Genomic DNA, 21,689 nt, shown 5'->3' on the forward strand with positions numbered 1-21,689 from the left:
AAAAACCAGCAAATTTGCTGGTTTTTTTGTAGATGTTCATCACTTATTTGATTTTCGCTTTCGATTTCAAATATTGCGTATAGTCATCTAGCTCTTGTTGAGCACGTAATTGTTGATACAACTGCGCTAACTCTTTCAGTTGCTCAGGCGTTAAAGCATTCGATGTAGTATCGTTTACATTTGATACAGCTACCACCACCAATTCATTTGGTATAGATGCTGTTGTTACTGACCACATACCATCTTTAGGCGCAAGCACACTAAATGCAGCACGTTCAATTTCACGCTTTAACAAACCATCTGCACGGGTGAATGTGCCTGCATTTTCAAAACGGATTTGGTTTTTCGCCAAAACGGTCGCTGCAGGTTGAGTTTTAAAGGCATCCAACGCAGCTTGAATATCTTTTTTCGCTGCATCAAAGGCTTTTTTCTCAATCAGTTTAGCTTTTACGCGGGGTGTTGCTTCTTCTAAAGTTTGCACACCTGCGGCATGGTAATTACGCACTTTCACCCATACCACATCGCCATTGGCTAAAGTAATGTTACTCGATGCGTTGCGATCGCCATTTTTCACATCATCATTAAACAATTTAACTTTGACAGATGGCTGGCTTAAAACAGGATGCTGCGCCGCCAAAGTTAAACCATTAACAGATTCGACTTTGGCCGTTTTCACTTCTTCTGCCACAACATCTAAAGCATCACTACTCACCACCAATTCATTTAAGCTGTTGATGGTATCGGTATACGCATTTTCAGTTTTGGCTTTTTGCAACTCTGCCATTAAACGTGCTTTTTGAGTTTCAAACGCAGGGACTTGAACTGTAGCACCTTCTGTTTGAATCACATGATAGCCATATTGAGTTTTAATCGGCTGTGATACTTCACCAGATTTTAAGCTACCCACGGCTTTGTCAAAGGCATCGCCAAATACGCCTGCTTCATAACCTGCAACCTCACCACCTTTGGCTTTAGACTCAGGATCATCCGAATACTTTTGTGCAGCTGCAGTAAAGCTTGTACCTTGCTTAATTTCAGCTGCGGCTTGCTCTGCAAGTTTTTTAGCTGCGGCATCATCACGCGCATCGGTGGTGATTAAAATATGTTTCACTGTCGGTACAGCAGCACCTTTTTGAGTTTCGACAAACTTTTGATAAGCCTGTTGTAACTCTGCGTCAGTGACAGCCGTATTTGCAGGTGCAATATTGGCTGGAGTCACCACAATGTAATCGACATCAACGCTAGCAACCTGTTTAAAGGCATTGGCGTGCTGTTCATAATACGCAGCAATCTCTTGTGCATTTGTGGTGATGTTTTTCTTGTAGTCATCTAACTTAATGCTAGATAAATGCAAAGTACGTTGCTGGGTTTGTAAATTGGCAATTTGCTGAATATCAGACGGGCTAACTAAAGCATAATCGGTAAAGCTAGCACTCAGCATTTTTAACGCATGGTCTTGGCGTAAATTTGCCACAAGCGCCTGATTGGTCATGCCTACAGATTGCAGATAGTTCGCATACAAGCTTTCAGAAAACTTGCCATCTTGTTGGAAATTCGGTTGCTGTGCAATCATTTGTTCAATTTGTGCATCGCTCAAAGAAATCCCTAATTTCTCAGCTTGTTGTAATAACAAGGTACGTGCAACCAACGTATCTTTGGCTTTGTTTTGAATATAATTTTGATTCAATAGTGTTTCATCACCATTGGTATAGGCCAAGTATTGTTCTTTCAAGGAATTGGTCAGATTATCTAATTCTCGTTTTGAAATTTGCTGACCATTGACTGTTTGTGCAGTGTCTTCAGACTGACCTCCACTAAAATATCCTTCAATACCTACAAGTGCTAAAGGGGTCAAGAACAAGACGAGCAAAACTTTGCCCAACCAACCCTTAATAACTTTACGAAAAGATTCCATAAGTATTCCAATATTTTATTTGTGCGAGATTTTAACTGAAAACCCTCAACGAATGAATGCGTTGAAGCCGTTTATTGACATTATTAATAAAAAACGCGCCAATTGGCGCGCTTTCTTGGCATTTTAAAAGATTATGCTACTGAATCTTTTAAACCTTTACCCGCTTTAAAGCTTGGTACTTTGCTTGCTTTAATTTCAAGTGTAGCACCTGTTTGTGGGTTACGACCTGTGCGAGCAGCACGCTCTTTCACATTAAATGTACCAAAACCAACGAGGGTTACAGTATCACCCGCTTTAAGCGCTTCAGTAATAGAAGCAATTGTTGCGTCTAAGGCCTTACCTGCATCAGTCTTAGACAATCCCCCTTTCTCTGCAATTGCATCGATTAATTCTGATTTATTCATGAAAATTACGTCCTCTTAATATCGTTTATTTAAGGTCCAGAGATTTAATTTAAATTACCGTAACGCCTTTATAGCAATGCTTTGAGGGTAAAAGCAATACTCCCTGCACGCTTTTATGCAAAATAAATGGTAAAAACGATGGAACTGTTAGCCTCTATTCAGTTTTGCCCTAAAATACCCGATGTATAATAAAGCAACATCAAGCCCCCTTTCCACAGAATTACTTTTTCGCGACATCTTCTTTTAATTGTTTATTTTCTTCAATCAACGCATCGACTTTGGCATGTAATTGCAGTACCAATTGCTCCAAATGTTGTAGGTCTTTTGCTGTCACCAAGCCAATTCTATTTAAAGAATGATTGACGCTATGGTCAATTAAACGCTCAACTTTATCTTTAGTATCAATGACCGACTCTTTGGCTTTTTCAGACACTTTTTCAACTGTTTGATCGGCAATTTCTGTAGTTTTAGATTCTAATTCCTCACCCACCTTGACCAGAGAGTCAAACAATTTATTGCCTTCTTCTTCTGCGCGTGAAAATGCACCTAAACCTGCTAGCCAAATTTGCTTGGTATATTTACGAAAATCGAGTGATGATTTACGTCCTGAGCGTAATTTATCTTTATTTTTCAATGTGGTTTCTGATTCAAGCAAATGCTCTTCTACGCTATCCGTCGTTTTTTCCATGAACCTCTCTCCTGCTTATTTTATGCGCACATAAATGTAATAAACCTACAAAATGCTTTCATAATAGCAAATTAAATACTTGATCGTTTTGCTAAACTGTTCTACAAAGCAAGATTATTCGCTGCGCTTCTTAGAATGTATTCTCAACGAAGCGCAAAACAAGGAATTCAACTTTAGATTTAGGGACTTGATTTTATGAGTGATTCGCAACAAAGACAAAGTAATCCACATTTGTTGCTGACCATGCTCATGATTGTGCTGGAAACAATTTTTAGCTTTATTCTAAGACATGATCGTGTGGTCGCTTTGCAGGCTAAAAAGTTTGTCGACCAGAAAATCACCATTAAAATTAATAGCTATATTCCTTATTTCGACATTTACGTGGAATTCAATCCAAACGGCATCTTATTTGACAGCAAAGCACCTGAACAAGCTGTCGATTTAGATGTGCGCACCAGCCTCATAGATTTATTTAAAATCTTTATTTTAGGTAATCGTCGCAGTATTAAACACATGCGTATAGATGGTGACATTACCCTTAAAGATGAGTTTCGTGATCTAATTTTGCATTTTAGTGCACCCAAAGTTTTAGCTGACTGGAAACAATGGCTGAAAGAAGCACCGCAAGAACAAGAAGTGATTGGTTCTAAAAAGCGCATTGCCCCACTTTTAGACAAAATTGATGAACAACGCTCTAAGATCAACACCCTACAAGTTGAGCTTAAACAGCATAAAAACCGTATTCGTCGGATTGAACGTCGTCAAAAGCGCATTAACATCGTCTTTGGTGTAATAACAGTACTATTAATTACGTTATTAGTGTATAATTTATGGATCGTTTAAACGCATTAAAATATCAAGAAAAACAGCGTAAATCCTCGCGTACAATATCACAATAAAATACTTGACTAATTTAGTCGGGATTCATAGAATACCCATATCTAGTCTAATCATGTGTATCGAATCATGCGCTTAACAACTCGCGGTCGCTACGCAGTGACTGCTCTACTTGATTTAGCTTTGCAGCCAACTGAACAAACGATCACGCTTGCTGAAATTGCAGCCCGTCAAACTATTTCTGTTGCTTATCTTGAGCAGTTATTCGCAAAACTTAAGCGCCACGGCTTAGTGTCTAGTGTTCGCGGTGCTAACGGTGGTTACCATTTAGCACGTAGTGCAAATGAAATCACTGTGCTAGAAATCATTGAAGCCGTAAACGAAACTGTTGATGCAACCCGTTGCGACCATAAAGGCAACTGTCAAAATGGTGCAATGTGTTTGACTCACCATTTATGGCAGGAACTCTCCCATCATATTGCCGACTATCTCGCTAAAATCTCACTTGCTGACTTAGTTGCGCGTGACAACGTACAAACTGTTGCCATTCGCCAGAACACAGCACCGTTTGATTCAGCTCTTTTATCGGTTACAGGTATTTGACATGAAACGTCCAATTTATCTTGACTACGCAGCAACCACTCCTGTAGATCCTCAAGTTGCAGAACGCATGATGGAGTGCCTGACTTTTGATGGGACTTTCGGTAATGCCGCTTCTCGTTCGCACGCTTATGGCTGGCAAGCAGAAGAAAAAGTTGAATATGCACGTGAACAAGTTGCGAACTTGATCAAAGCAGACCCACGTGAAATCGTGTGGACTTCTGGTGCAACAGAATCAGATAACCTTGCACTGAAAGGCGTAGCGCAATTCTATGCGTCTAAAGGCAAACACATTATTACCTCTAAAATTGAACACAAAGCCATTTTAGATACCTGCCGTGAGCTTGAATCTGAAGGTTTTGAAATCACCTACTTAGAGCCACAACCACAAACAGGTTTAATTACCCCTGAAATGGTTGAAGCGGCAATTCGTCCAGATACGATTTTAGTATCTTTGATGATGGTGAATAACGAAATTGGCACCATTACCGATGTCGCTGCAATTGGCGAAATCACACGTGCTAAGAAAATCTTCTTCCACGTTGATGCTGCACAGGCCGCTGGTAAAGTTGAAATTGATTTATCTACTTTAAAAGTAGATTTGATGAGCTTCTCTGCACACAAAATCTATGGTCCTAAAGGTATTGGTGCACTTTTCGTTCGCCGCAGCCCTCGTGTTCGCCTAAAAGCGCAAATGCATGGTGGCGGTCACGAACGTGGTATGCGTTCAGGCACACTTGCAACACACCAAATTGTAGGTATGGGCGAAGCGTTTGAGCTTGCAGGTAAAAACTTAGCTTCTGAACAAGCACGTTTACGTGTATTGCGTGACAAGCTTTGGAATGGCTTAAACTCTATGGAACAAGTGTTCCTGAACGGTCACCCAACTCAGAACGTAGCAAACTACTTAAATATCAGCTTCAACTTTGTTGAAGGTGAATCTTTAATGATGTCACTGAAAGATGCTGCGGTATCTTCTGGTTCTGCATGTACATCTGCAACTTTAGAGCCATCTTATGTATTACGTGCTTTAGGTCTTTCAGACGAACTCGCACATAGCTCAATCCGCTTCAGCTTTGGTAAATACACCACTGAAGAAGATATTGATCATGTACTTGAAGTCACTAAAGCTGCTGTTGAAAAGTTACGTGAACTTTCACCACTTTGGGATATGTACAAAGAAGGCATTGACCTTTCTAAAGTGGAATGGACTGAGCACTAATTCATCCCTAAATCTAATGGCTTTGTTAGGAAACCATTAGATTGATAAAGGTAATTTTACCCCCATATTCATATTAAGGCTGACCCCGAGGTTTGGAGAAGCGACATGGCTTATAGCGATAAAGTAATTGATCATTACGAAAACCCTCGTAATGTTGGCGTTTTAGACAAAAATGCTGAAAACGTTGGTACAGGTATGGTGGGCGCACCTGCATGTGGCGATGTAATGCGTCTACAAATTCAAGTTAACGATGAAGGCGTGATTGAAGAAGCACGTTTCAAAACTTATGGTTGCGGTTCTGCAATTGCATCAAGTTCCTTGGTAACTGAGTGGCTTAAAGGTAAAACTTTAGATGAAGCTCAAGCGATCAAAAACATTGATATTGCCAATGAATTAGCCCTTCCACCAGTAAAAGTACACTGCTCTGTGTTGGCGGAAGATGCAATCAAAGCCGCTGTTGAAGACTATCGCAGCAAAAAAACTAAAGCTTAATTTGCTGGGTTTTGTGAAAAGATAAACGGAGTTTTCATGATCAATTTAACTGAAAATGCTGCAACTCATATCAGCAATTATTTAAAAAATCGCGGTAAGGGTGAAGGTATTCGCGTTGGCGTGAAAACTTCAGGCTGTTCTGGTTTGGCTTATGTGCTCGAATTTGTAGATGAAGTAGATGCACATGACCAAATGTTCGAACAGTTTGGCGTTAAAGTTTTCGTAGATCCTAAAAGTCTAGTGTATCTAGATGGTATGGAAATGGACTACGTTAAAAACGGCTTAAACGAAGGTTTTGAGTTCAACAACCCCAATAAAAAAGGCGAATGTGGCTGTGGTGAATCTTTCACTGTATAACCAGCACCTCCCTCTTTTATGACTTAAAACAGTGTACAATGCACTGTTTTAATTGCATTTATGCAGTCATTTTTGCACACTAATTGCGGATTCCATCTCCCATGAATCATTTTGAGTTGTTCAATCTTCCCGTCGCACTCGATATTGATTTCGCTACTTTAAAAGCTGAATTTTTAAAGCTGCAGCAACAATATCACCCAGATAAAGCTGAAGACAAAGATCAAGCCCTGATTAAATCTAGTGAAATTAATCAAGCCTTTAAACAACTCTCTGCAATTGACAGTCGTGCAGCTTATCTGCTGTCACTGAAAAAACAGGATTATCACTTAGATCAATCTATTCATGATTTTGAATTTCTACAAGATGCCCTAGAAATTCGAGAACAACTGGATGATGCAAGTGCTGCCGAAGACCTGCAGTCCCTCAAAGTTGAAGTTCAGCAATGGATTGATGGTTTGGTACGTGAGTTTAAAATTGACTATGCCGAAGAAGATTGGGCAGAAGCACGGGACACAGTTCGCAAGTTACGCTTTTTCATGAAAGTTATGGCTGACCTAGACAAAGCTGAAGATCGTTTCCTTGATGATGACAGTTTTGATTTAGACGATGATTTTTAATTTTAGTTTGTATTTTAATATTTAACGGGCAAAGGATTTTACATAATGGCGCTCTTGCAAATTGCAGAACCAGGTCAATCAAGTGCACCGCATGAACATCGCATTGCGATTGGCATTGACTTAGGCACCACTCATTCATTGGTTGCCACAGTTCTTTCTGGTAAAGCCAAAGTCTTGCATGATGAGCAAGGTCGCGTGCTACTGCCTTCTATCGTCCATTATGCAGAGCAAAATACACATTATGGCAATGCTGCTGCGCCATTTATTACTACAGACCCTAAAAACACGATTGTTTCAGTCAAGCGTTTTATGGGTCGTTCTAAAGCGGACATTAAATTTCAACATCCATACACGTTAGTGGGTGAAGACAATCAAATGCCTGCTTTTGAAACAGCACAAGGCCGTAAAACGCCTGTTGAAATTTCTGCAGAACTGCTTAAACAACTCAAAGACCGTGCTGAGGCAAGCTTGCAGAATCCAATCAATGGCGCAGTAATTACTGTCCCTGCTTATTTTGATGAAGCTCAACGCCAAGCCACACGTGACGCTGCCGAGCTTGCAGGTTTAAAAGTATTGCGTTTATTGAATGAACCGACTGCAGCAGCGGTTGCCTACGGTTTAGATCAAGACACCAACTTGGCTCAAGACCGTAACTATGTGATTTACGACTTGGGCGGTGGTACGTTTGACGTTTCTATTTTACGTTTCTCTCAAGGTGTTTTTGAAGTTTTAGCCACAGGCGGCCACACTGCTTTAGGTGGTGATGACTTAGATCGTCTGATTGTAAAATGGGCAAAAAAACAGCTGAATATTGAAAGTTTAGATGATGCAGAATATGCACACTTTATTGTGTCTGCACGTAAAGCCAAAGAAGCGCTCAGCAATGCAGAAAGTGTTGAATTAAAACTGTTAGAGCACACGCTGCAATTAGACCGCGCAAACTTTGAAAGTATTATTCAGGTTGCTTTAGATAAAACCATTAGTGTATGCAAACGTGTATTACGCGATGCCAAACTTGACCTAGATGACATTCAAAATGTAGTTTTAGTTGGTGGTTCAACACGTTCTTATGCCGTGCAAAAAGCTGTTCGTGAAGTATTTAATCAAGAACCATTATGCACAATTAACCCAGATGAAGTGGTTGCAATTGGTGCATCAATTACCGCCAATCAACTAATTGGTAACAGCAAAGATGGTTCGTTGCTATTAGACGTTACCCCACTGTCTTTGGGTTTAGAAACCATGGGCGGTTTGGTGGAACGCTTAATTTCACGCAATACTGCAATTCCTGTAGCACGTCGCCAAGAATTTACCACTTATCAAGATGGCCAAACTGCCATGTTGATTCATGTGGTACAAGGTGAGCGTGACTTGGTAGAACATTGTCGTAGCTTAGGTCGTTTTGTGCTACACGGTATTCCACCAATGACTGCGGGTCAGGCACGCATTGAAGTTACGTTCCAAGTCGATGCTGATGGCTTGCTCAGTGTTTCTGCTAAAGAAACCACTTCTGGTGTGACTGCAAATATCGACATCAAGCCATCTTATGGTTTATCTGAAGCAGATACCGAGCGTTTGCTGCTAGATGGTTTCAAATATGCAGAAGAAGACAAGCAATTGCGTCATTTGCATGAAACCAAAGTTGAAGCACAACGTGAACTTGAAGCTTTACAACAAGCCTTAAAAGTAGATGCACAACTATTAAGCCCAGAACAATTAGAAGCTTTAAATACTGCCAAAGCGCAGTTGGAAGCCGAATTGACTGGACAAGACATTAAAGCCATTGAACATGCTGTTGAACAGCTTAAAATACACAGTGATGCTTTTGCTGCAATTCGTATGAATCAACATATTGATGCAGCACTTAAAGGCACTAAACTCGACGACTGGTCAAACTCAAACTAATTTAAGGTAAAGATTATGCCACGTATTAAAGTACTTCCACATGCGCAATTCTGCCCAGAAGGTGCTGAGTTTGAAGTCGAACAAAATGCCAACTTATGCGAAAGCTTACTTGAAAATGGCATTAAAATTGAACATGCTTGCGATATGTCTTGTGCATGTACCACTTGCCACGTTGTTGTTCGTAAAGGCTTTGACAGCCTAGAAGAAATGGATGATGTTGAAGCTGACTTATTAGACCGTGCTTGGGGTTTAGAGCCTGATTCACGCTTATCTTGTCAGGTTAAAGTGGTCAATGAAGACTTGGAAGTCGAAATTCCAAAATACACCATTAACCATGCTTCAGAAAATCACTAATATCTTAGTAAAAAAGACCCTTTTAGGGTCTTTTTTATGCTATTAATATTTTTAAGATAATAATAGAATACATCTCACGTAAGTATATAAATTATTGATTTTCATCACAGATATAAATATTATGTGTGAAATTATATACACTGATAAATTTATGGGTAAACGTATGAAAGATTATATTCCTTATGAGTTAAGATCAATTGCCAACCAAATAGATCCCCAACTCGATTTGTACTGGATTGAGTCGGCACAAAACCTTTTCAATAATATTAACGATGAATATAAAAATTTGATCCAGAATCAAATTTTTCAAAAAAAATCTATTTTCTGGGATAAGGCAAATAATACTTTCAAACTAAACAAAAAATATAACTTTCAAAACTACATTGAAACTATTACTCATATCGGTATTAAAAATTTAGCAGAAAAAATTTTAGTTTCGTCTAGTCTCTTAGAGAAATATACAGATGCATTAGAAATAGCAAATTTTATCGAAGGTTTGATTAGTCAAGTTAATAAAATTGATACCGAAGAGAATATTAATCTTCAAAAATATAAAAATGAGATTAAAATACATTTCATTTATCATCTTGCTCACATTATCAAAAATAAAAATAATATCACCCTCTCAAAAGGGCTAAGACAGATAGATTCAGATGTCATTAAGGCATTTATCAACGAAGTTTATCTTAAACAACAACTCTTGGGTTATCTCTTTAAAACAACGCCTATTCGTGAACTTAAGAAGCAAAGCAATCCTTTATTTTCTGAATATCTCATCGAACAAAAGCAACTTCGCCAATTGGAGATAATTCGCACTTCTAAATATTTTTTCTGTTTATCGCAGCCTTCAAATTCACAGCAGATTAACACTTATTCTATTCGTCGCTTCTTGAATGAAGAAAAAAGTGCTGTTTCTGATATTGTTTATCTCTACAGTTTACCTTTAGATTTAAGTCGACTTCAGGATCAACAATATATCTCGACATTCAAACAGCATATGAATCGAATTGTAACCGTTGAAAAACAAATTGGTAATGATGCAAGTAACTTCATTGCCCATTTACAAGAACATAATAACAATATATTACTTCCTCTACTAATGAGTCCTTTGGATTCAACTGGATTAAATATGGACAAAGTAGTAGAAGATCGCTTAGTCGATTTCGAAAAATTACTGATTCTTGATATTTTAGAACACATTACGATTTTTCAAAAATCAAAAGTTACACATCAAGACGAATGTGACTTTATCTACATGAGCATACGTGAAATATTTTCAGATATCGTAAACTATTTTCAAGACTTTCAACAACAACCAGCCGTTATATTTAATGACAAAGCCAAACTTTTTAGTTATCGCCTCATTGCATGGATAAATTTACTACAAAAAAGAAACTTAGATATCTTTACACGGCAAACTTCAGGTGAGTGGAACAGTAAACATGAAAAAATGTATCAATCAATTCAGGATCTAGAAGAAATCACAAAAACATCTTTGCATAAGTACAAAAAGATTTATAAAGAAATTAAAGAAATTGAAAAAGATATTGCATCTTCTAACGGTCTGTTTAATCGTATCATGAAAACTAAAGAAAAAAAGGAAGAAAAGCTTTCTATTAGATTAAAGGATTTAAACCAAATTAAGGTTGATGCATTTCTAGACATCATTCGTATTCCTAAGAAATACCCAGACCTAACAGTTTACTTAGAATACGAAGCAACAATTTCTATTGATTCGAAAGAACGCCATTACGCTTTTTCAATTGGTGACAATGGACTATCTAGATTACCGATTATGATTAAACTTCCTGAGGATAGATCCAAATTCAATCTAAATGAGCTTAAAAACAACCTAGATTTTGATATTAAAGCAGCAAATCAAAAATGGATTTGATTAGAAATATCATCTATTGATCAAATGGGCTTCTGATGGGAATCATACTTAAATAACTCTAGTATCGTCAGAAGCCGATTTATATTGTATATCTTCAACAATCTCATCCTCAAGTTTGAGTTTCACAATACCCTGTGAGTTGGTCAGCTTTTGCTGCGTTTGAATTCTTTTAATCATTTTTTCTAATACGGTAATTAGCTCAGGATATTCAAAATTCTGCACTTCATCCAAATTTAGCAATAAATGGAAGCCTTTGTATTCGTAGTCAAACCAACGCTGATAATCCGACTTACTTGCCGCATATTTTTCCATCACTTGCCAAGTTTTTACAGGGTCTTGAATCCCCTTTAAAAAGATCGGTGCTTTCGGAGCACACAAATAATCATTTTTAATCAGTTTATAAGTGTCATCTGAAAGTAAAATTTCATCAACTTCGGCCGCACTTTGCAAACGCGCAGCTAAGTTAGCATCACGCCCAACAATGGTATATGCCATCCGATGTGCTGCACCGTAGTTCCCAACGTGGCAATATCCTGTACTGATACCCATACGAATATGTAAAGGCGGATAGCCCATTTTGACCCAACGTTCGCGTAACAATTTCATTTGCTGACGCATCGCAATAGCCATCTCTACACAAGTTTTAGCATCTTGTTCAACACCTTGCGTATTTGGATCACCAAAGAAAATTAAAATCGCATCACCCATAAACTTATCCACCGTCGCTTCATATTGCTTGGCAATTTCGGTCATGTGGCTTAAATAATCATTGAGCAGGAATGCTAAATCATCTGGAATTAGTGTTTCAGAAAGTTCAGTAAAGCCTTGAATATCAGAAAAGAAAATCGTCATTTTTTTACGTTTATATTCAATTTTCGCTTCCGACTCACCTTTCATAATCGATTGCCACAACTGCAAAGGTGCATAGCGACTAAGCTGATTCGCAAATTCCATATAGCGGTTCATTTGTGTGTAGTAATGGTCTTTCTTTGCCGTGGTATAGCGGATACGATGTGCCTGATAGGCACTGCCCATGCCAAAGTAAAAGATCATACATAAAAAGGCTAAAATCGTAAGTTCGGTACTGCTTTGTTCAAAATATTCGTTAAAACCAAAAATAAAAATATTACAAAAATAAAAAACTGTGACCGCCAATAAGGATGCCAATGCCACCAAAAAGAAAGAAACTTTAATATAAATGGCGGTATATAGCAGCGCAAATAAAGCGGCAAAAGTAAGTACCAAATTCAGATGTACCGCAGACAAACATACTGCGACTACCACAATATCAATAATAAACAGGATATTACGCTTGGCTTGATGACTATATTTATATTGCAGCCAACGCGAAAATTTAGGAATTATCAGTAATAAAAAAGTAAGAAAAAACGGAAGGTAAATTTGATAATTGGTATCGGCGTAGGTGTAGTGATAGACCACCATAATCAGGGATAAACTTGCATACCCGACTAAACGATGCAGAAATTCGAATTGTTTGGGATCTCTTTCCATCCAATTGTACATGAACACCGCGGCCTACTCCAATCTAGGATTAAAAAGCCACGCATCCTGCGTGGCAATTCATTTCAATTAATCCATTCGCCAGTCAAATGGCATATCGCCTTGACCACGCAGAGCAAGCATCAAGGTTTGACGCATGTGAGCCAAAACTTCATTGCTGTATGGTACAGCTGGCGTACCCCAAACTGGTTTAGGCCAAGCCACATCATTTTGATAACGCACGACATGATGAAAATGCAATTGTGGAACCATATTACCTAAAGCCGCCACATTCATTTTATCGGCACGGAATACACGTGATAATTGGCTAGATAACCAGCTAGATTCACGTAAAAATTGTTCTTGGTCTGCCTGGCTTAATTCGTATAGTTCTGTAACCCCTGGCACACGTGGAATTAGAATTAACCAAGGGAATTGCATATCATTCATTAAACGACATGTTGACAGAGGAAAGTCGCCTACAAAAAAAGTATCTTGAGCAAGTTGTGGATGCAAACTAAACATATCTTTATAAATGACGCAAATTGTAATGATGGGTAATACTATCACATCCCTAGTGAACTGAGTATGATTCCCATCATGTTTCGATGTAAATAAAGTGCAATTTTAACCAAATTCATCATGAATAATATTCATTATAGAATCAGTGGTTTCTTAGAAAATATTCATAAATTTACCGATATGATATTTGGATCAATTTGCATTTTTAAACTCAGCTGTGCAAAGTTTTTAGCAGGCTGTTTAATAGATCGGCAATAAATTGAATCCGCTTTTCAGCTTCCTCCAACATCACCATCACTTTTAAACGCTGTCCACCATCCATACGGAAATAGGTCGGATGTTTTTGCATCATTTGGATGATACTCATGGCTTGCACAGGTGTATCTGGTGAAAATTCAATATGACCGCCATTTGTACCAATATCAATTTTAGTGATGCCCAACTGCTCTGCTTTTAAACGCAGTTGGTGCACAGCAAACAATTGTTTCACTGCTTGTGGCGGAATACCAAAACGGTCAATCAATTCCATACGAATATGATCAAGCTTTTCTTGAGTATCGGTATTACTAATGCGTTTGTAGAACAATAAGCGCTGATGCACATCGCCCAAATAATCATGTGGAATTAAAGCAGGCATGTGCAGGTTGATTTCCGCAGTTAAAGACAATGGCGCATCGAAGTTAGGAGTTTTACCCTTTTGAATGGCTTTGGTGGCTTTTTCCAGCATTTCCATATACAGGCTATAACCAATAGCTTGCATTGAACCGCTTTGTTGCTCACCCAGTAATTCGCCCGCACCACGAATTTCCAAGTCTTCGGTTGCCAGCATAAAACCTGCACCCAAAGTTGAGGCACGCTGAATCGCATCCAAGCGTTTTTCAGCATCGCCTTTTAAGCCCTTAATGGAAGGTACCAGCAAATACGCATAAGCTTGGTGATGCGAACGTCCAACACGACCACGTAGTTGGTGCAACTGCGCCAATCCGAGTTTATCTGCACGTTCAATTAAAATGGTATTGGCATTTGGAACATCAATCCCTGTTTCAATAATGGTTGAGCAAACCAATACGTTATATTCTTTATGATAAAACTGCTGCATGACTTGCTCTAATTCACGCTCGCGCATTTGCCCATGCGCAACTGCAACCCGCGCTTCTGGTACCAATTCACGAATGGTTTCAGCACTACGCTCAATGGTTTCCACTTCATTATGCAGGAAATACACCTGACCACCACGTAACAATTCACGTAAAATGGCTTCTTTCACCGTATCGCCTGTATGCTCTTGCACAAAGGTTTTCACCGCTAAACGACGTGCAGGCGGTGTGGCAATAATAGATAAATCGCGCATACCACTAAATGCCATATTTAAGGTACGTGGAATTGGCGTTGCGGTTAAAGTCAACATATCAACATCGGCACGCAACGCTTTAATACGTTCTTTGTCACGTACACCAAAACGATGTTCTTCATCGACAATCATCAAGCCTAATTGCTTGAACTGAATATTTTCTTGTAGAATTTTGTGCGTCCCAATCACAATATCGACTTTGCCTTCTGCTAAATCTTCAATGGTTTTTTGATGAGATTTGCTTGAACCAAAACGCGACAAGACTTCAATACGCACAGGCCAATCGGCAAAACGGTCTTTAAAGGATTCATAATGCTGTTGTGCCAACAATGTTGTTGGAACCAATACAGCAACTTGCTTGTTGTTCTGTACCGCGACAAATGCAGCCCGCATTGCGACTTCAGTTTTACCAAAACCGACATCACCGCAGACCAAACGATCCATTGGTTTTGCCAATTGCATATCATGTAAGGTCGCTTCAATTGCATTAGCTTGATCTAAGGTTTCTTCATAAGCAAAGCCACTGGCAAATTGCATATAAAGACTATGATCCAACTCAAAAGCAAAACCCGGTTTAGATTGACGACGTGCCTGAATATGCAGTAATTCTGCTGCCACATCGTGAATTTGTTCCAACGCTTTGCGTTTGGCTTTATTCCATGCATCTGTGCCTAATTTATGCAAAGGCGCAAGGTCTGGATCACCACCGCTATAACGGCTGATTAAATGCAAATTGGTAACAGGTACATACACTTTTGCAGCATCGGCATAATCAAGTTGTAAAAACTCATGCTCTTGCTCATCAATATTTAAAGTAATTAAACCTGCATAACGCCCTACGCCATAATCAATATGTACCACAGGTGCACCAATGCTTAACTCGGTCAAACTGCGAATTAAAAACTCTTCAGAAACTTCCTGCTGACGTTTACGACGGCGCTGCACCACACGATGTTCATACAACTGATTTTCTGAGATTACACTCAATTGATCTTGAATGACCAAGCCGCGATCTAAAGGTGCATTGGTAATCGCAATGGCTTGTAAAGACTGCTGAAATGCCTCAAAACTCTCCACTTGTGGAATTTCACCCAAAGCGGCACGCAACGCATCTTTTAAGGTTTCACGACGACCTGCACTTTCTGCCACCAATAAAACAGGATGATTGGCCGCATCAATATATTGCTTAACGGCATGAAAGGGTTGTTCTTGTTTAGGATCAACCGCCAAACATGGTGGTACAAGTGTGCTTAAGTTCACTACACCTGCTTTTTGCTCAAAAGCTTCGGGCGATGCAATCACACGTCCAAATTGATTCAGTTGTTCTAATAATTGATTTGGTTGTAGGAATAATTGCTCAGGCGGCAAAATCGGCTGGTCGATGTTATGACGTCTGTCCTCATAACGATACAGCACATCTTTCCAAAATTGAGTTAAACAGTCATCCACCGCCTTATCTGTAATGACAATGCAATGCTTTGGTAAGTATGAAAGTAATGTATTTTGACCTTCAAGCTGTGCTTGAGTGAAGAATAACGGAAAATAAAACTCTAAACCAGGCGATGCAATGCCTTCTAACACATCCTGATACACAGGGTTCTTTTTCGGGTTTGCCGTTGGAAAACTTTCTGCATAGCGGTCACGGAAAATCGCACGACCTTCTTTTAATGGAAATTCTTTGGCGGGTAAAACCGTAAAATTCTGCAAACTTTGGGTGGTACGCTGCGTTTCTGGATCAAAAAACTTTAAGGTTTCAACTTCATCATCAAATAAATCAATACGGATGGGTGCTTCCTGTCCCGAAGCATAAATATCCATAATACTGCCACGCACAGCGAATTCACCATGATCATAGACTGTATCGACCAGATGATAGCCTGCTTGTACCAAACGCTGCTTTTGTTGTTCCAAAGCAAACTTTTGCCCAACACGAATATCGAAATGCTCGCCTAACACCCATGAGGTTGGTGCAACACGTTGTGCCAAAGTGGTTGCCGAAACCAACAATACACCTTGCTGCGGCATATTGGATAAAATCGCCAAACGCTCCGACACAATATCTTGATGCGGTGACAAGCGGTCATAAGGCAAAATTTCCCAATCGGGGAAAATAGTCGGTTTTACCCCGTAAAATTCTAATTCGCTTTCTAACTGCGCCAAATGTTGTTGATTGCGCGCGACAATCACAAATAAATGCTGATTCTGCTGACCAATTTCTTTAAATAATAATGCTGCGGCAGAACCTTGTAGATTACCAATCCAGCGTTTTTCGCCAGCTTTCAGTTGTGCTAAATTGAGTTGGGAAATTTCGTGTTGGAACATGTATATAGCTTTAGGGTCTAAACAACATGGGGCTTATACTAGCACGATGAATTGACGGTTTTACGTAATTTTTTTCATCCACCATTACAGCGTATTTAATTGCAAAATTTTATAAAACAGCGAGCTTTAAAGTTTGATACACACGCCTCTTTACTTTTGATCACGTAAAAACTGTCGATAATAATCATTCAATTTTTTAACAATCGCTTTAAATTCCAGTAAGTTTTCTTCGGTATTACCAAGCATTGTGTTAAAACGCTGTTGCGCAATTTCCAGATCAATTTTTTCATTGATAATCATAGCTGTAGAATACAGCTGTGCCAAATCATCAAACTGCTGCATACGGCGGTTGGATAAATAATTTAAACGCTCTGCCAAAACATCGTTAAGCAAAATACCATCGACAATATAGCCTTGTTCCGCATCCCATTGAATATTCTGTGCTTCTAAATAGGCAATTTCTTCGAGATTGGCTTTATTTTTAAACAACCCTGTAAGTTTGCTGAACATTTTGAACCTATAAATTGGCGAAATCAAAGTGAATGCTGCAGAGTTTAAATGCTTCACTAAAATAGATGCAACTGATCAGGGTGATTTATGCTCCCCTGATGTTATAAGTCAGTGTTTCAACCCCACTTTGCTTAGGCTATTTATAATAATGCATATTTTGCATCCTGCCAAATGCAAAAAAGCATCTTGAAGATGCTTTTATAACAATCAAAAAATGACTTAAAGCTTATTTGCCATAAGTTTGCTGTAAATACTTCACAATCTTGGCCGATTCAAAAAGCTGAGTCTGGGTATTTGGATCGATTAAAAATGGGACTTGAATATTATCACCCATAACTTTTAATACCTGCTCACGCTTACCACCTGCCAGTGGCACATATTTACCCGGTTTTAAACGTAATTTTGCCAAGCCTTGATCTTGCCAACGCTCTTTGGCTACATTATGAAATTTGAATGGCAACTCCAGTTCAGTCAATACACCACGTACTACACGTGTATAAGGACTTCCCTCAAAACCCCACAGTTCAATCAGTTGTTCAGGTGCAGCGCGCTCTACAATTTTCTGGTTAATCCACACACCACGTGCACCATTCAATAACGTGCCTGCAAGTGCAACATAAGGAATTTTAGGAAAATGCGCGTATTTTTTTGGCGTTTTTCCACTTTTGCCATAATGTTTGAATAAATGATGAATGATCTGCTGTGATTCATAGAGCTGATCACCTGTATTTTCATCAATTAAAAATGGAAACTGAGTTTTACCACCCAGTTGTTTCACCAAAGGTCGATATTTTGTGCCGCCTTTGGGGCATGGATAAACCTCATAATCCAAATTTAACAAGGTCATGACTTCGCGTACACGACGGCAAAATGGTGAACCTTCAAACTCATATAACTTTAAGGCTTTTTCGGGTTGCTTGGGAAATGCTGTCCCATTCACTCCACGTCCACCTTCGGTAAGCATAGATGCCACTGCCTGAATGACTTTAATTTGATGATGCACCATTTTGTTTTCCTTGTGATGTGCTCAGCAATTTGATGACTGCGCCATCAAACCGCTTATAAATCGACCAACTTTTCTTTTGCCACAATAATACCGTTGTTATCAGCATAGACATAATCGCCCGAATTAAAAGTGACTTGTCCGAAATGCAAACTCACATCCACTTCACCCACGCCTTTGCGGTTACTTTTTTGTGGAATTGAAGCCAAAGCATGTACGCCTAAATCAAGTGCTGCAATTGCATCGACATCACGTACACAGCCGTAAATGATCACGCCATTCCAGTGATTTTTCACTGCGGATTCAGCAATCAAGTCACCCATTAAGGCACAGCGCATAGATGCCCCACCATCTACCACCAAAACTTTGCCTGTGCCATCGGTTGCCAATAACTCTTTTACACGTGAGTTATCTTCAAAGCATTTTACAGTCACAATTTGACCACCAAAAGTTTTACGTGCACCGTAACTTTTGAAAAATTTACCATCCAAAGATGGAATCACCACTTGAAGGTCATGTTCTGGATGGTCATCTAATAAGTCACAAGTTACGAATGGTACTGTAGACACGTTGTTCCCCTTTTACTTGGTTTTTTGTATTTGTAAATTATCATAAATTTGAAATTTATGAATTTGCGATTGCGCTGCCTCGACCATAGTATGAGCCACTTGCGTAGCACTTACTGGCTTATATGTAAAATGATCGGGAATAAATCGTGATATTTTAAGATACAGCTTTTGTCCTAAATCGTCTAAACGCCGTTGTTCGTTGCGCTCACCCAATAATAAAGATGGACGCAAAATTGATACTTTGTCTAAATCCAAACTTTCAATATATTGTTCTAGCTCACCTTTGACACGATTATAAAATACGGCTGATTTGGCTTCTGCTCCCAAAGCACTGACCAATATGTAATGCGTACCCTTCGCCTGCAATAATTCGGCAAAATGTGCATTGATGGTATAGTCCACAGCATAAAATCCCTGCTTTGAGCCTGCCTTTTTTAAGGTTGTGCCTAAACAACTGAATGCATGACTATAACCGCTCACATCTTCATCATTGAGCAATAAAAAGTCTTCGAGGAGTAACGTCTGGACTTTTTCTAAGCGATTTAATTCCGAGCAAGGTCTACGCAAAACAACGGTGATATTTTTACATTCAGGCAGCTGATTAAGCTGTTTGACCAATTGCTGCCCAACTAAACCATTCCCACCAATTACAATTGCATTTTGAATAGAATTTGTCATTTTTTAAACAATCTCTGAGGCTTAAAGCTAATCTACCTGTTTCTTTCTGATTTTTCTGCAGCTAAAATGTTGTCAAAGCATGTCAAGACTTGACTTAACTGTCTAGTTTCATCAAAATATGGCACTTGTTTACGGGCTGGTGATAATTCTTCTGATGTTGGTTTTCGGAAGTAATTGCAGCCCGCCCAGACCAATCTATTTCAAGGAGTGCACGAGTGGCAAACTCTGCTCAAGCTAGAAAACGTGCTCGTCAAAACGTTAAAGCACGTAAACACAACGCAAGCTTACGTTCTATGGTTCGTACTTATTTAAAACGCACAATCGCTGCTATTGCTGCAGGTGATTATGCGGTTGCTACTGAAGCTTACAAAAAAGCTGTTCCAGTAATTGACCGTATGGCTGATAAAGGCATCATCCATAAGAACAAAGCAGCTCGTCATAAGAGCCGTTTAAACGCTCAAGTTAAAGCTTTAGCTTCTAACTAAGTGTTAAACAAAAGAAGCCCGTTAAGGGCTTTTTTTGTGCCTGCTGTTTCGATAATTTATCAAATTAAGCAATCTTTAGTTTCTGCACGCCAATTACATCACTTCAAATACACCTGCCACCATAAAATAAAAAACACCTCCTGAACTGGTCAAAAGGTGTTTTAAATTAATGAAGATGAATAATTCAGACGAAGAATTATTTCAGCATCAGTCGTAAATTTTGTGGACTTAAATAAGCCAGTTGCAAACTGTTATTAGCCTTTAATTGCGTCCATTGCTGATTCGCACCACCTGTGCAACCATAACGAATTAAACGCGCGCGGTTTTCTTTTAGGTAGCCATGCTCTAAATCAAAGCACTGATTCCCCTGACGAATCGTTCCCGAAGCTGTGTGCATTTCCCAGACCTGACTGTCTTTAGATGTACTGCAGCTTGCAAGTGAGACCACATTGCCGTTGTTGGTTAAGCACTGATCCATTTCTGCTTTGCTGTGAATACGCCCCAAACCATCATAAATCCACTGCTCAGTTGCATCGCCTGTACAGCCACTTGCTCCACTAATGTAAGCATTTTTCTGACCACTCGCCAAAGTTTCAACTTTCAAACAGTTATTTCTGTTTTTCATTAGTGTTGCTTCAGCCACAATATTTTCATTGCCTAAACCCAATCGCTCCACAAAATTGTGCAATGCTGTTTCCGCTTCAGGCTTAGTCTTTTCTAAATCGGCACGATAAACATTCATCCAGCGGTTTAAACGATAAATCGTATTTTGCTGTTGTTCATAACGCTGTAATTGTTGCTGTGCAGTTGCACTTAGCTCTTGACGATAATCTGCATAAGAATCATACAATAGTTGTGCAGCAGGTTTTAAAGCCACCACAGCTTGACTGGCTTGCGCTTCCAACTGCTTCTGAAAATCAGGCATTTCAACTTTTCTTAAAGCTTCATAGCCATGTGTACGACCAATTTTTACCGCAGGTTGAATACTATCGCTATATTGCGGAATATTCAGTGTCGATAATAACTTCTCGGCATGATTGGCTTTTTTACAGTATAAATTCACCTGTTTTGGCTGCTCAGCAAGTGCTAAATTGACATGCAGTTTATTGGCATTGCTGGTCATACGGTTAGGTGCCAATGCCACGTTCTGATTACGATTGGCATATTGAACATCTAACCAACATGCGGCATTTTCAGCAGCACGATTTGCCCCAGGTAAATTATAAACATTACCCCAGTTACTGCGTGCAGCAGGATACAACACACCTTGCTGAGTTTCAGGATCATATCCGCCAATAATAGTAATTACAGGCACACCAAATAAGCGCGGTTTTAAATAACCCCAGTTACGGATAAGCCAAAGATTTAATCACATGAATTTTAGGCTTATTCTTTTGGCAAAGTTGATACGCACATAGTGAAGAAAATACGCCTGCTAAAAAACCAGCAATCGAACGATGTTTA

General features: G+C 39.2%; 21 protein-coding genes and 1 pseudogene. 10 read left to right on the top strand and 12 right to left on the bottom strand.

From position 1 onward, the window contains the following. Positions 1–43: 43 nt before the first annotated feature. The 3 genes from FTU39_RS10855 to FTU39_RS10865 form a co-directional block, all read right to left on the bottom strand. On the bottom strand, positions 44–1,915 hold the full coding sequence (locus tag FTU39_RS10855; protein ID WP_131261456.1) for a SurA N-terminal domain-containing protein: 1,872 nt from the start codon (positions 1,913–1,915) through the stop codon (positions 44–46). Positions 1,916–2,046: 131 nt separating this feature from the next. After that, a complete protein-coding gene (locus FTU39_RS10860) occupies positions 2,047–2,319 on the bottom strand; it encodes an HU family DNA-binding protein (protein WP_004976639.1) in 273 nt (90 codons plus the stop codon). 220 nt (positions 2,320–2,539) lie between these two features. Further along, positions 2,540–3,007, bottom strand: a complete 468-nt coding sequence (locus tag FTU39_RS10865; protein ID WP_004976642.1) for a phasin family protein — start codon at positions 3,005–3,007, stop codon at positions 2,540–2,542. 195 nt (positions 3,008–3,202) lie between these two features. Here FTU39_RS10865 and FTU39_RS10870 point away from each other — a divergent pair, with 195 nt between their 5' ends. From FTU39_RS10870 to FTU39_RS10910, 9 genes are all read left to right on the top strand, one after another. Beyond that, positions 3,203–3,850 (top strand): hypothetical protein, encoded by a 648-nt coding sequence (locus FTU39_RS10870; protein WP_180052174.1) that lies wholly within the window; start codon positions 3,203–3,205, stop codon positions 3,848–3,850. Positions 3,851–3,973: 123 nt separating this feature from the next. Further along, a complete protein-coding gene (locus tag FTU39_RS10875; RefSeq protein ID WP_180052175.1) occupies positions 3,974–4,447 on the top strand; it encodes an Rrf2 family transcriptional regulator in 474 nt (157 codons plus the stop codon). 1 nt (position 4,448) lies between these two features. Further along, positions 4,449–5,666 carry an IscS subfamily cysteine desulfurase gene (locus tag FTU39_RS10880; protein ID WP_168542054.1) on the top strand — a complete coding sequence of 406 codons (1,218 nt, stop codon included), beginning with the start codon at positions 4,449–4,451 and terminating at the stop codon, positions 5,664–5,666. A gap of 105 nt (positions 5,667–5,771) precedes the next feature. Beyond that, positions 5,772–6,158 carry a Fe-S cluster assembly scaffold IscU gene (gene iscU, locus FTU39_RS10885; protein WP_168419045.1) on the top strand — a complete coding sequence of 129 codons (387 nt, stop codon included), beginning with the start codon at positions 5,772–5,774 and terminating at the stop codon, positions 6,156–6,158. A 36-nt stretch (positions 6,159–6,194) separates the two neighbouring features. Further along, positions 6,195–6,515, top strand: coding sequence for an iron-sulfur cluster assembly protein IscA (iscA, locus tag FTU39_RS10890; RefSeq protein WP_168419044.1), 321 nt, complete (start codon positions 6,195–6,197; stop codon positions 6,513–6,515). A gap of 101 nt (positions 6,516–6,616) precedes the next feature. Continuing rightward, positions 6,617–7,132, top strand: a complete 516-nt coding sequence (gene hscB / locus FTU39_RS10895; RefSeq protein ID WP_180052176.1) for a Fe-S protein assembly co-chaperone HscB — start codon at positions 6,617–6,619, stop codon at positions 7,130–7,132. A gap of 45 nt (positions 7,133–7,177) precedes the next feature. Then, positions 7,178–9,037: a Fe-S protein assembly chaperone HscA gene (gene hscA, locus FTU39_RS10900; RefSeq protein WP_180052177.1), complete on the top strand. Its 1,860-nt coding sequence runs from the start codon at positions 7,178–7,180 to the stop codon at positions 9,035–9,037. Positions 9,038–9,052: 15 nt separating this feature from the next. After that, complete coding sequence (gene fdx, locus FTU39_RS10905) at positions 9,053–9,391, top strand: ISC system 2Fe-2S type ferredoxin (protein WP_004976656.1); 339 nt, start codon at positions 9,053–9,055, stop codon at positions 9,389–9,391. Between the two features lie 163 nt (positions 9,392–9,554). Continuing rightward, entirely contained in the window at positions 9,555–11,285 is a 1,731-nt protein-coding gene (locus tag FTU39_RS10910; protein WP_158660381.1) for a hypothetical protein, read from the top strand. A gap of 48 nt (positions 11,286–11,333) precedes the next feature. Here FTU39_RS10910 and FTU39_RS10915 read toward each other — a convergent pair whose 3' ends face one another. The 7 genes from FTU39_RS10915 to FTU39_RS10945 all read right to left on the bottom strand — a co-directional run bounded on the left by FTU39_RS10915 (position 11,334) and on the right by FTU39_RS10945 (position 19,740). Beyond that, the gene (locus FTU39_RS10915) at positions 11,334–12,809 is read right to left on the bottom strand and encodes an adenylate/guanylate cyclase domain-containing protein (protein ID WP_218953095.1); all 1,476 of its coding nucleotides are present in this window, start codon (positions 12,807–12,809) and stop codon (positions 11,334–11,336) included. Between the two features lie 66 nt (positions 12,810–12,875). Continuing rightward, a complete protein-coding gene (locus tag FTU39_RS10920) occupies positions 12,876–13,310 on the bottom strand; it encodes an HIT domain-containing protein (protein ID WP_004976660.1) in 435 nt (144 codons plus the stop codon). Positions 13,311–13,518: 208 nt separating this feature from the next. Next, a complete protein-coding gene (mfd, locus tag FTU39_RS10925) occupies positions 13,519–16,980 on the bottom strand; it encodes a transcription-repair coupling factor (RefSeq protein ID WP_180052178.1) in 3,462 nt (1,153 codons plus the stop codon). A 150-nt stretch (positions 16,981–17,130) separates the two neighbouring features. Beyond that, on the bottom strand, positions 17,131–17,490 hold the full coding sequence (locus FTU39_RS10930) for a hypothetical protein (protein ID WP_004976663.1): 360 nt from the start codon (positions 17,488–17,490) through the stop codon (positions 17,131–17,133). 226 nt (positions 17,491–17,716) lie between these two features. Next, positions 17,717–18,496: a glutathione S-transferase N-terminal domain-containing protein gene (locus FTU39_RS10935; protein ID WP_004976665.1), complete on the bottom strand. Its 780-nt coding sequence runs from the start codon at positions 18,494–18,496 to the stop codon at positions 17,717–17,719. A gap of 53 nt (positions 18,497–18,549) precedes the next feature. After that, entirely contained in the window at positions 18,550–19,062 is a 513-nt protein-coding gene (gene rraA / locus FTU39_RS10940; protein ID WP_004976667.1) for a ribonuclease E activity regulator RraA, read from the bottom strand. 12 nt (positions 19,063–19,074) lie between these two features. Then, on the bottom strand, positions 19,075–19,740 hold the full coding sequence (locus tag FTU39_RS10945) for an NAD(P)H-binding protein (protein ID WP_180052179.1): 666 nt from the start codon (positions 19,738–19,740) through the stop codon (positions 19,075–19,077). 215 nt (positions 19,741–19,955) lie between these two features. On the opposite strand from FTU39_RS10945, the gene rpsT reads away from it, so the two are divergent. Next, on the top strand, positions 19,956–20,225 hold the full coding sequence (gene rpsT / locus FTU39_RS10950; protein ID WP_004976669.1) for a 30S ribosomal protein S20: 270 nt from the start codon (positions 19,956–19,958) through the stop codon (positions 20,223–20,225). A gap of 196 nt (positions 20,226–20,421) precedes the next feature. On the opposite strand, the gene FTU39_RS14000 is transcribed toward rpsT, so the two are convergent. Both FTU39_RS14000 and FTU39_RS10960 read right to left on the bottom strand, forming a co-directional pair. Continuing rightward, a complete protein-coding gene (locus tag FTU39_RS14000) occupies positions 20,422–21,579 on the bottom strand; it encodes a TagA domain-containing protein (protein WP_373686612.1) in 1,158 nt (385 codons plus the stop codon). Next, positions 21,572–21,689: pseudogene (locus tag FTU39_RS10960) on the bottom strand (IS982 family transposase); the annotation flags it as partial. The gene FTU39_RS14000 and the pseudogene FTU39_RS10960, both read right to left, overlap by 8 nt.

Origin of the sequence: Acinetobacter sp. YH12099, from assembly GCF_013419195.1 — a bacterium.
GTDB lineage: Bacteria > Pseudomonadota > Gammaproteobacteria > Pseudomonadales > Moraxellaceae > Acinetobacter > Acinetobacter towneri.